At 50.9% G+C, this 862-nt stretch carries 1 protein-coding gene and 1 pseudogene; both read right to left on the bottom strand.

The window, feature by feature from the left end; translation table 11 throughout:
• A partial coding sequence (locus ciss_RS05345; protein WP_235837253.1) for an electron transfer flavoprotein subunit alpha/FixB family protein occupies positions 1-645 on the bottom strand: 645 nt, incomplete at its 3' end.
• Between the two features lie 12 nt (positions 646-657).
• Positions 658-862 (bottom strand): annotated as a pseudogene (locus ciss_RS05340) (electron transfer flavoprotein subunit beta); the annotation flags it as partial.

Below are 862 nucleotides of genomic sequence, written 5' to 3'. Positions count from 1 at the left end.
CAGCTTGAAGTTCTCCGGACCTTTCATCCCCCGACCGCCCGATACTATGATATCCGCTTCGGTTAATTCGGGACGCCCCGATACCTGCTTCACCACTTCCTTTACTATGGCTTTTAAATCCTCCGGCATAAAGCTGACCGCCACTTCTTCAATTGCAGCTTGCCCGCCTGTCTTTTCTACTGCCGGAAAGACGTTGGGCCGGACCGTTACTATTAACGGATGGCTGGTGGCCCCCACTTTGGTATAAGCTTTCCCGGCGTAAATGGGCCGGACAAAAACTCCTTCTTCGTAACCGGTGATGTCGCTTATCTGCCCCGCTCCTACCCGCTGGGCTGTCCGCGGCGCAAAATCCCGCCCCTGGGCGGAGTTGGCTATTAACACTACGTCCGGCTTTTCTTTATTGATTAAATCCGCCAGTACCCGAGTATATTTGGCGGTGGTGTACTGCTCTAAGTCCGGATGGTCGGCTACATATACTTTCCCTACTCCGTATTCCCCAAGTTCAGATGCCAGGCCTTTTACGTCTTTTCCGATTACTACCCCTTCAACCTCTCCCCCTATTTGCCGGGCCAAAGTTACCATCTCAAAGGTTACTTTCTTTAACTTGCCATCCCTTTGCTCTGCTACTACCCATACCTTACCCATTATCTCCACCCCCTATATTACCTTGGCTTCTTCCCGTAAGGCTTTAACTAACTTGGCTACCGCTACCGCCGGCTCATCGGTGAAGATTTTCCCCGCTTGCTTGCCTTTGGGAAGAAAGATTTCTTTTATCTCTACTTTGGGTGCGGCATTTACCCCGAGGTCCGCAGCGTTTATGACCTTTAACTCTTTTTTCTTGGCCTGCATGATGCCTTTCATG

It is taken from the genome of Carboxydothermus islandicus, assembly GCF_001950325.1.
Taxonomy (GTDB): Bacteria; Bacillota; Z-2901; order Carboxydothermales; family Carboxydothermaceae; genus Carboxydothermus; species Carboxydothermus islandicus.
The sequence above is the reverse complement of the archived record's forward strand: the minus strand, read 5'-3'. Positions and strand labels throughout refer to the sequence as shown.